This window comes from Corynebacterium marquesiae, assembly GCF_030229635.1.
In the GTDB taxonomy this organism is placed as follows: Bacteria; Actinomycetota; Actinomycetes; order Mycobacteriales; family Mycobacteriaceae; genus Corynebacterium; species Corynebacterium marquesiae.
In genome coordinates, this window is sequence record NZ_JASPII010000003.1 from 116,013 (window position 1) to 126,348 (window position 10,336).

Genomic DNA, 10,336 nt, shown 5'->3' on the forward strand with positions numbered 1-10,336 from the left:
GAAGTATGACTAGGTTGGAAATTGGTGACGTTCTGGAGAATCGTTACCGGATCGATCGCCCCATTGCCCGCGGTGGCATGTCTACCGTCTATCGCTGCGTGGACATGCGGCTGGGACGAGCGGTCGCGGCCAAGGTCATGGACGAGCGCTATTCCGATGACCCGGTCTTTATCAAGCGTTTTTCTCGCGAGGCTCGCGCCATGGCCCGCCTGCAGCATCCCAATCTCGTGGCTATTCACGATTTTTCCGCTGACGGCGAGCCCATCTATCTCATCATGGAGCTCATCGATGGCGGTACGCTACGCGAGCTACTGGCCGAGGGCGGCCCCTTTCCGGTGCAGGCGGCCGCCTCTACCCTGCGCAATGTTCTGCGCGGCTTGGAAGAGGTGCATTCCACCGGGCTCATCCACCGCGACATCAAACCCGATAATGTGCTTATTACCTCGCACCACCGAGTAAAGGTGGGCGATTTTGGGCTGGTGCGCGCCACCAATGCCGAAGCCACGACAGACATGATTGTAGGCACCGTGTCCTACCTTGCGCCCGAGCAAGTCACAGGTGAGGAAATTACCCCGGCCTCGGATGTATATTCAGCCGGCATTGTCCTCTTCGAGCTTCTTACCGGCACCGTTCCATTCTCGGGGGATACTCCCCTGGCCCATGCCACGGCCCGCTTGGATTCTGACGTCCCCGCGCCGTCCTCGCGGATTTCTGGGGTGCCCAAGCTTGTCGACGCCCTCGTGGCCACCGCCACTGCCCGCGCTCCCCGCGAGCGCTTCGCTGACGCCGGAGAATTCCTCGAGGCGCTCGATGATGTCTGCCGGGAGCTCGATCTCCCGGACGTGACCATTCCTGTGCCGAGGAACGCTGCTGCAGCGCGCACGGCACAAGCCCCCACGGATTTTTCTGGCACCGGAGCCACGGAAATTTTCGAGCCCACCCGCAGCATTCCACAGGGCGAAACGGAGCATCTCGACGGCGGTCCGACAGAAGTCATCCCGCCGCAACGCCTAAGCTTTGAGACCAAACTGGATTTGCCACAGGCAGAGCCCGCTCCAGAACCGGAGCCGCAATCATTGTCACGCCCCCAGGCACAGCCGTATTCTGCGACCGAGCCACCACGCGAACCATTCGCGCCGGCAGCTGCCTCTGCGCCTGCACCGGTACCTGCTCCTGCCCCCGAGCAGTCGGTCCACAGCGCGCATGAAGAGCCCGCCGAGCGTCCGCTGACCAACCGCAATCCGCTGTCACTAGTGCTGTACTTAGTAGTGGTCGCGATTGCGGTGGGCACAGTGGCTATCGGCGGGTGGTGGTTCGGCTCCTCGCTCTACGGCATGACGCCGAACCTATGGATTTAGTTACGTAGCATCTCCGCGATAAGGAAGGACAGCTCGAGCGACTGCTGCGTATTAAGGCGAGGATCCACAGCCGACTCGTAGCGGCCTGGCAGATCCACGTCGGTAATGTCCTCGGCGCCGCCCAAGCACTCGGTGACGTCTTCACCGGTGAACTCAAGGTGTACGCCACCTGGGTGGGTACCCAGTTCACGGTGAACCTCGAAGAAGCCTTGGACCTCATCCACGATCTTGTCAAAGTGGCGAGTCTTGTAGCCATTAGAAGCGGTGAAGGTATTGCCGTGCATCGGGTCGGACTGCCATACCACTTTGTGGCCGGAGTCTTCCACCGCCTTCACAATGCTAGGCAGGACTGTGCGCACCTTATCGTGGCCCATGCGCGAGATCATGGTTAGGCGCCCCGGCTCGCGATTCGGGTCCAGCCTTTCCGCGTATTCCACGGCCTGCTCCGGGGTGACGCCCGGTCCCAGCTTGATGCCCACTGGGTTACCAATCATCGCCGCAAAGTTCACGTGGAAATCTTCGATGCCACGAGTGCGCTCACCAATCCATACCTGGTGCGCAGAGAGATCGTAGAGCTTGGTATCGCCGTTATTGTCCTGGCCCAAGCGCAGCATGGAGCGCTCGTAGTCCTTCAGCAATGCCTCATGCGAGCAGTAGATATCGGCCGAGCGCAGGGTGTCATCGTGCACGCCACAGGCATTCATGAAGTTCAAGCCGTTTTCAATCTCCCGGGCCAAGTCCTGGTAGCGGGCACCCGCGCGGGACTTGCGCACGAACTCGCGGTTCCACTCATGCAGACGGTAAAGATCCGCAGTACCAGAAGAGGTCAAAGAACGCACGAGGTTCATTGCCGCCGAAGAGTTCGCGTAAGCACGGATCATTCGGGCCGGGTCGTGGCGACGAGCCTCATCGGTCGGCTCCACGGCATTGACAATGTCACCGCGGTAATTCAGCAAACCATTGGAATCCGTATCGGAGGAACGCGGCTTGGCGTACTGACCGGCGATGCGGCCGAGTTTTACCACGGGAACGGATGCGCCGTAGGTCAACACCACGGCCATTTGCAGCAGCGTTTTCACATTGCCACGGATATGCGGCTCAGTATTGGACTCAAAGGTTTCCGCGCAATCGCCACCCTGCAGCAAAAAGGCGTTGCCCAAGGCAACGTCTGCCAGCTTCTTCTTGAGCGCCTCGATCTCTGGCGCGACCACAATGGGCGGCACGGACTCGAGAATCTTGCGCACGTTATCGGCCTGGGAAGTATCCCAGCTAGGCTGCTGCTTTGCGTCACGCTTGATGACGTCCTGGAAGACCTCGTTAATCCCGGCAGGCAATGGCGGGAGGTCTGGCAGAACGCCTTGCGGAATATCTACTGTCCAACTCACACTGCTATTTAACCATCAATAGCCTATCGCGCGTTAGTTAAATCCTAGATATTAATTCTATTACCCTTAGACAGCGGAAGCACCTGGGCGCAGGCACGGAACTTGGCGAGGTTATGACGGGCGTCGACAAGCGCATCGTGATTGCCCTTAGGCACGGCCGGCAAGCTCGGACGTCCCGCAAACTCCCAATACTGCTTCAGCTCGCGGGTATAACGTGGCATGCGCCTAGGTAATCCGGCCATATCGCCCCACAGCTGCGCCAAAACCACATGATCATAAGCGCCCACCCATGCCCACAGCTCTACCGGAGTTGAGCTCTGGGTCAGGAACTCGAAGACCTCCGTGCGAATCGTCTCTAGAGGTTTCCACACTGGGTCCCGCGGGCTGGGCAATTTGGCCAATACATTGTCTTTGACCCAAGAATTGGCCTTGGACGGATCAAAATCCGTAGACACAGCGTAGTATTCGCTGCCATTCTCACCGACGATGCCGATGGAGACCAATTCAATGGTTTGTCCATCTTCGATAAATTCGGTGTCATAGAAGTAGCGCACGTCTCCCAAGCCTAGCGCCGCCTAATCTGCAGCGATAAATTGGCCCCTTAAAGAGACGGTTGTACACTTCTGGCGTGAAGAAATCTTTGTGGTTTACTGCTTTGCCCTTGTGCCTATCTGCCCTCGTGGCCCTTTGGTGGCTCATCGATATCCCGTCGCTTTTCTCCGGCGATTTCTCCACCTACTACCACATTGACCTCGATGTTTACCGTGAGGGTGGGGCCGGGTTTGGCAGCGACCTCTACACCAAGGACTACCTCGTTGGCAGCAATCGCGATGTCTCTCTTCCCTTCACCTATCCGCCCTTTGCGGCGTTGCTCTTTGCCCCACTGAGCTGGATTCCCCTCACCGCCGCGAGCATCCTCGTATCTGTCGCCTCCTTTCTTGCTCTCTGGGTCTGCGTTGCCCTGGTGCTGCGCTCCTTTGGCTGCCCGGGCTGGGCAGGCTGGGCGCTTCTAGCGGCGATGCTTACTGAACCGATTACGGAGACCTTTAGCTTCGGGCAGGTCAACATCCTGCTCACTGCACTCGTAGTGGTCGATATTCTCTGGCTGCGCCCCGGACGCGGCAGAGGCGTGCTTACCGGTATCGCTATGGCGATCAAGCTCACCCCTGCGGTATTCCTTGCCGTATTTTTCGTCCGCCGCGAATGGCGCGCATTTTTCGCCGCTCTCGGTTCTTTTCTGGCAGCTGGGCTCATCGCCTTCGCCTGCAATCCACATAGCTCCATCCAGTACTGGAGCGAAACGCTGCGCGATTCCAACCGCATCGGTGGACTTGCCTATAGCTCCAACCAATCTCTGCGCGGTTTCTTTAGCCGCCTAGCCCCTGAACACGCTGAAAAGCTGTGGCTTGTAGCCATTGTCCTCGTCGTTGCCATCGTGTGGTTTGCCATGGAGCGCCTCTCCCACGAGAATCAGGCGGTACTCATGCTGCTGGCCGCTTCAGTATCGCTCCTGTGCTCGCCCGTGTCATGGTCGCATCACTTCACCTGGCTGGTATTGGCGGGCGTGCTGCTAGTGGCGCAGCGCCACTGGGCACTCGCTGCGCTGACATGGCTGGCGCTTTTGGCCCGCGGTCACTGGCTCGTCCCTCATGCCAATGACCAAGAGCTGAACTGGGCATGGTGGCAGCACATCGTGGGCAACGACTACGCCATCGTTACCGCTCTGCTGGTTCTTTGCTCGCTACCATTGGCTCTACGACGGGCCGGCGCTTATCAATCCGCGGCGGAACCAGCGTCCAGCCAAGGATAGGAACCTTCCCTAGGGCCCAGAGCGCTACCGATGCCGCAGCGGAGTAGAAGAAGCACATTCCGATCCAGAACCAGGTATTTTCCATCGGCCACTGGCCAGCAAGGCTCACCGCATAATCGCGGTGGGCCATGAAGAAGCCGTACCCCAGCGTCATGCCGATTGGGTGGGCCAAGTAAATGGGCAGGGTATGCCGGCCCACGAACTTTACAAAAGTGGACAGAGCCGGAATATGGCTAATAAGGACAGCACCAACGATGCCCGCTGGGGTTTCAAGCGTCTGCTCTGCAAAACGGATAAGCAGGTTGAGATCGCCTCGGCCAAGCATGTCCCCGCCTGGCAGTGGCCACTGCACTGCTACCTCGCCTTCGACGGCATCCCAGGTTTGCCGCAAGGATAGGCCCGCGATGTAGCTGATGATCGCCGTGCCATAAGCCCACATAGAGCCCTTGCGGAAGGTGCCTTTGAAGGGTGCTTCGGCGGCGTCGGCAAACCGCGTAATAGGCCCGCGCAGATAGGCCGCACCGACGAAGATGGGCAAAAACATGATTGCCTTGCCAATAAAGTAGTAATGATCCTGCCAAGCTATAAACAGCAACGGCGCAAAGCTCAGACTTATGCCCGCCCACGCCGGCAACCTGCGCACGGCCCACAAAAATATATTGAAAAAGATAAGCGCGTGAATGAACCACGCCATGGTATGGCCCAACAGCAGGTTATAAAGCAGATCAGAAAGCTGCAGATAAGGATCGCCAAATACCCAGTGGTACTCGATGCGCTTAGTCCACAGTTCAACGGTCATCCACACCGTGTATGGGACGAGGAAAAACCAGAGGCGGCGCGTAAAAAGCTCGCTGAAAGAATAGCGAAAAATCTTGGTAGAGAAATAGCCGGATACGAGGAAAAACAAGGGTAGGCGGAGCGGGTCCAGCCACACGTTTAGGTCAGCCAACCACGTTAGCTCACCTTCCGGAACCACCAGCGTGACGTGCAAGAGCACGACGCCGATAATGGATACGCCTTTAGCGGTATCTGGCCAAGCTAAACGGGCCTTGGGAATAGTGATTACCTCCCCTTGTATTCAGCGCCGGCGGGGTAACCATGGCCGGCTTTGAGCGAAGCCTTCACATCGGAGGCGTACACATCAACATAAGGCTTATCGCTCAGCTCGGCCAAATTGCGCATCACAAAATCCGTGAAGGCGCGGATAGTCGCGTGCTCGGCCGGATTCATGCCGCGCTCCTTGGCCCAGTCATGCGGCCAGATAGGATCACCTACCCGCACGCCGACCTTAAACGGGCGCGGGATCCACGAGCCAATGGGATTGGCCTTACGCGAATTGATCATCGCGATGGGAAATACTGGCTGGTTAGTCTCCATGGCGATACGCCCCATGCCGGTACGGCCCTTGTACACACGGCCATCTGGGGAACGAGTTCCTTCCGGATAGATACCGAAGAGATCGCCGCGGGACAAAATACCTTCTGCGGTTTCCACAATGGCGTCGCCAGCGTCCTCGCTATCGCGCTCGATGGGGACTTGGCCTACCGCGGTAAAAAACCACTTTTGCAGGCTGCCAACAAGACCCGGAGTGGTGAAGTATTCCGACTTAGCCGGAAACGTGATCTGGCGCGGACACACCAAAGGAAAGAAGAAGGAATCCATAACCGCCTGGTGATTCGACACCAAAATCGCAGGCCCTTTAGCGGGGATTTTCTCGATGCCCTCGCTCCACGGGCGATTCCATACTCGCAGGGCGGGTCCGAAGAAGATGTGCTTAAAAGCCCAGTACCACTTGTTTTTCATCGCCAGGTCGTCCTTTGTTAGTTTTAACGGCCGCTGCGGGCCAAATCGGCTACGCCAATCATACCCGCTGCCGACCCTAATTCTGCGGTGGCAACACGTGCGAGGGGGCGATGCCCTGCCCCGACAATGTCCTGTCCCATAGCTTGGGCGGCACCCTCGAGGTAGAGGTCCGCATCTTGGGATACGCCACCCCCGAGAACGATGAGCTCCGGATCCAACACATCAGCAACAATGGAAAGGCCCTGGCCCAGCCACCGGCTGAAATCTTCCATCACCGCGACAGCAAGTGGATCTCCGCGCCGCGCCGCCTGGGTAATTTCCTTGCCTGTGGGATCAGCCGGCAGCGAAGTCTCATAGCTCCCTCGCAGATCAGCGCAAGTATCCGGCAACGCGGTACCAGAGGCATAGCGTTCCAAGCAGCCGCGCTTGCCGCAGGAGCACTGCCGGCCATTAGGGACTACCACGATATGCCCAAATTCTGGAGCGGTACCAAACGCACCGCGGTAGATGGTGTCATGCGTCATCAGCGTGGCGCCGATACCTGTTCCTACCGCAAAGAAAACCCAATCCTCCGCACCCCGGCCAGCACCAAAGCGCCACTCACCCCACGCGGCGGAATTGGCATCATGCTCCAAACGCACGTGTATACCGAGCTTCTGCGAGAGCGATTCCCGGACATTGGCGTGCCGCCAGGGAAGGTGCGGGGCGAAGCGCACTACCTCACACGTAGGATTCAAAAATCCCGCCAAGGCGAGGCCAACGGCGTCTACCTCATAGTCAGCGCGCAGTTCATCGACGATGCCCACAATATCCGCTTCCAGCTGCTCGGCGTCCATGCAAGTAGGAACCGTGCGGCTCGCGAGAATCTCACCCTCCCGAGTGATCACTCCGCCGCGCACGTTGGTGCCACCGACGTCGAAGCCGATAGTCAGATCGGCGGAGTTGTTCTTAAGCATGCATAACAGAATATACCGACAACCGGGTTAGGGTCACATCAAGACATCAGCTGCCGCAATCGCTGCCCCATTATCCGCCACGTCCACTTCTCTTCCACATGGCGACGCCCCGCCTGCCCCATGCGAAGCCTACGCTGCGGGTCGGCCAAGAGAGCTTTCAACGCTCCAGCTAGTTCCGGCACAGCCCCGCCCTTGACGACGACCCCCGTCTCCCCCGTTACCGTCTCCGGTGCACCACCGGAGTCTCCAGCGACAACCGGCAGGCCGCACGCTTGGGCCTCCAAATACACGATTCCCAAGCCCTCCACGTCTAGCCCACCGCCACGGGTGCGTGCCGGCATGGCAAATACATCCGCTGCATGCAATGCAGTCTTAATGCTTTCCGCTTCCTGAATCACTGCGTCTGGACAGTAGATTTCCGCCAACTGTTCTAAAGCCGCGCGGTAGCGTCCGCGCCCGATGAGCAAGAGCTGCGCATCCGGAAATTCTTCACGCACTAGAGGCATAGCACGTAGAAGCTGATCCTGCCCCTTGCGTGGAACGAACCGCGAAATGCAGACGATGGTCGGCCCGTCGACTCCAAACTCAGCTTTTGCCGCTGCGCGTTGCTCCGGCGTGGCTGGAGAAAGGCCTTCCACGCTCACTCCGGAAGGCAGGTGCTCCCAGCGCGGATTCGGTCCAAATGGTCGACGCAACCGACGCAGGGTGTAGTCGGAGATATAGGTAATCACGTCAGCATGGTCACCAATTCGGCGCAGGCACTGCCGAGCCACGGGCACCATCGACCACCCCACTTCGTGCCCGTGCGTCGTAGCTACAACACGAGTGGCCCCCGCCTCTTTTGCGGCCCTACCCATCAAAGCAAGGGGCGCGGCTGCACCAAACCAGACGATGTCAATATTTTCTGCGCGGATAATCTCCTGCATCCGACGCACCGTGGCGGGCGTCGGCAACATCACGCGGCGAGGCCAGCGGATAACCTTGTAGTCCACCGCGGCATCGAATTCTTCCGGCGATTCCTGGGTAGAGGCAAAGACCACGACATCACGCGGATCTAAGGTTGCTACGAAATCGCGCAGGTAAGACTGAATCCCGCCAATCTTGGGTGGAAAGTCATTAGTTACCAGCAGAACGCGGGCCACTTAGTACCGCGCCGTTCCGGTAATCGGCATGGACTTCAGCGGTACTACCTGAACAGGCACACCATAGGTGGAAGCATGGACCACTTGCCCATTGCCGATGTACATACCAACGTGCGTTACCCCAGGATAATATCCCACGATATCGCCCGGCTGTAGGTCTTCCAACGGTACCGACGTGCCACCTGCAATCTGAGCCTGCGACGTACGCGGAATGGACTTACCAATCTGTTGATACGCCCAGAACATCAATCCGGAGCAGTCAAACTGATCGGGACCGGTCGCACCCCAACCATACGGCGCACCCAACTTGGACAAGGCAGCAGAGGCAGCACCGTCAGCTACCTCACCCAGATCCATATCTGGTTTCGCGGATCCGCCGAATTGGCCTTCCCAGGCCTCGCGCTGCTGATCATCGAGAGCATCCACCTGCTTTTCGATGTCCCTTTGCTGCTTTTCCAGCTCCTCCTTTTCCTTGAGAAGCTCCTCGCGTTGCGCTTCCAGCGCTTTCTTTTCCTCGCGCACCTTCGCAGCGGCGTCAGCAGCCTTATGCTTTTCCTCTTCCGCCATGGAGGCGGCATTAGCCTTCGCATCAAGAGTGCGCTGGGCCTTGCGGGACAGCGCGCCGAGGTAACCCATGCGCTCTACTGCATCGGAAGGATCTTCCGCGGCCAAGGCACCAGACACTGCCGAACGGGAATCACCGCGGTAGCGCGACTGGGCGATGCCATTGACACGGTCCTGCTGGGTGGAAACATCGCCCTTCGCATCATCCGCACGCGTTTGTGCCTCAGCGGCAGCCTGCTCAGATTCAGCAACCTCAGCCTGCTTTTCCTCGAGCTTGACCTCGAGCTCTTTTACTTCTTCGTTCTTGGCAGAAACCTTGCGCGCGACTTCGCCAACGCGCTCTACCAAGGCGTCTACATCTTCGGTGGCGCCCTCCTGTTGCGGAGCCGCCTCCTGCGCAACAACCTGCGAAATCCCAGAAACCGACGTAACAGCAAGAGCCGCTGCAAGTGCAGCTGCAGGAAGTACTCGTTTAGACACGTAAGGACCCTTAGACTAAGAAAATTTTAAAAATCGTACTCACTATAGCGGGTTTTACCCCCTAATGCACGACAAAGCCCTCCCCACGAAGGGGAGGGCAAGATCCGCCGCTTCTTAGAAGCGAACTGCGGAGTGAATCGGCATGTAGTTCAGGTCGCGCTCCTGAACCGGGACGCCGGAGTTAAGGGCGTCGATGATGGTGCCGTGGCCGGTGTAGATACCAACGTGGGAAGCGCCACCGTAGTAAGCAATGATGTCACCCGGCTGCAGCTGATCCAGAGAAACCGGGGTACCGGCGGCAGCCTGTGCCTGAGAGGTGCGCGGGATCTGCTTGCCAGCCTGAGCGTATGCCCAGCTGGTCAGACCGGAGCAGTCAAAGGCGTTTGGGCCAGCGGCACCGTATACGTACGGGGAGCCGATGACGGAGCGTGCTGCTGCCAGTGCCTTCTGACCAACGGTCTGTTGTGCCGGAGCGGCCTGCTTGTGCCCAGCGGCTGCGTAATTGGTGTTCTGCTGGTTAGAAACCTGACCCAGGGACGGAACGTAGCGGTCAATGTTCGGAACCTGGTCAATGTTCGGGACGTTTTCCAGTCCTGCTACCTCAAAGCGGTAGTCAGTATTAGGTACGACGACCTCTGCTGCCTGTGCAACGCCCGGAGCGACGACGGCTGCGGTTGCAGCCAGTGCTGCAGTAGATGCGATGCGACGGGTGTTCTTCATGCCCTGACGACGGTGCTGTGCCATGAGTAAAACTCCAAATCTTCCTGCGCGCCTACTCCCTTGTAAAGGAAGCTCTGACCCTGGGGGACTAGCGTTCGTTGGGAATCCGTTCCTTTAG

The 10,336-nt window shown here is 58.6% G+C and carries 10 protein-coding genes; 2 read left to right on the forward strand and 8 right to left on the reverse strand.

From position 1 onward, the window contains the following. Positions 1-5: 5 nt before the first annotated feature. Positions 6-1,358: a protein kinase domain-containing protein gene (locus QP971_RS03190; RefSeq protein WP_284810855.1), complete on the forward strand. Its 1,353-nt coding sequence runs from the start codon at positions 6-8 to the stop codon at positions 1,356-1,358. Here QP971_RS03190 and QP971_RS03195 read toward each other — a convergent pair. Both QP971_RS03195 and QP971_RS03200 read right to left on the reverse strand, forming a co-directional pair. Further along, positions 1,355-2,743 (reverse strand): class II 3-deoxy-7-phosphoheptulonate synthase, encoded by a 1,389-nt coding sequence (locus tag QP971_RS03195; RefSeq protein WP_239273571.1) that lies wholly within the window; start codon positions 2,741-2,743, stop codon positions 1,355-1,357. The genes QP971_RS03190 and QP971_RS03195 overlap by 4 nt on opposite strands. 44 nt (positions 2,744-2,787) lie before the next feature. Beyond that, positions 2,788-3,297 carry a polyadenylate-specific 3'-exoribonuclease AS gene (locus QP971_RS03200; RefSeq protein ID WP_269953159.1) on the reverse strand — a complete coding sequence of 170 codons (510 nt, stop codon included), beginning with the start codon at positions 3,295-3,297 and terminating at the stop codon, positions 2,788-2,790. A 74-nt stretch (positions 3,298-3,371) separates the two neighbouring features. Between QP971_RS03200 and QP971_RS03205 the strand changes: the two genes are divergently transcribed. Beyond that, on the forward strand, positions 3,372-4,553 hold the full coding sequence (locus tag QP971_RS03205) for a glycosyltransferase 87 family protein (protein ID WP_269953160.1): 1,182 nt from the start codon (positions 3,372-3,374) through the stop codon (positions 4,551-4,553). On the opposite strand, the gene QP971_RS03210 is transcribed toward QP971_RS03205, so the two are convergent. The 6 genes from QP971_RS03210 to QP971_RS03235 form a co-directional block, all read right to left on the reverse strand. Then, positions 4,459-5,550, reverse strand: a complete 1,092-nt coding sequence (locus tag QP971_RS03210) for an acyltransferase family protein (protein WP_239273568.1) — start codon at positions 5,548-5,550, stop codon at positions 4,459-4,461. The two genes, QP971_RS03205 and QP971_RS03210, sit on opposite strands and share 95 nt — an antisense overlap. A 65-nt stretch (positions 5,551-5,615) precedes the next feature. Continuing rightward, on the reverse strand, positions 5,616-6,356 hold the full coding sequence (locus QP971_RS03215; protein ID WP_284791539.1) for a lysophospholipid acyltransferase family protein: 741 nt from the start codon (positions 6,354-6,356) through the stop codon (positions 5,616-5,618). A gap of 23 nt (positions 6,357-6,379) precedes the next feature. Further along, on the reverse strand, positions 6,380-7,312 hold the full coding sequence (locus tag QP971_RS03220; RefSeq protein ID WP_284786817.1) for an ROK family protein: 933 nt from the start codon (positions 7,310-7,312) through the stop codon (positions 6,380-6,382). A 38-nt stretch (positions 7,313-7,350) separates the two neighbouring features. Continuing rightward, positions 7,351-8,454 carry a glycosyltransferase family 4 protein gene (locus QP971_RS03225; protein WP_284810856.1) on the reverse strand — a complete coding sequence of 368 codons (1,104 nt, stop codon included), beginning with the start codon at positions 8,452-8,454 and terminating at the stop codon, positions 7,351-7,353. After that, entirely contained in the window at positions 8,455-9,498 is a 1,044-nt protein-coding gene (locus tag QP971_RS03230) for a C40 family peptidase (protein ID WP_239273564.1), read from the reverse strand. Positions 9,499-9,612: 114 nt separating this feature from the next. Beyond that, positions 9,613-10,242, reverse strand: coding sequence for a C40 family peptidase (locus tag QP971_RS03235; RefSeq protein ID WP_198491713.1), 630 nt, complete (start codon positions 10,240-10,242; stop codon positions 9,613-9,615). Positions 10,243-10,336: the final 94 nt, after the last annotated feature.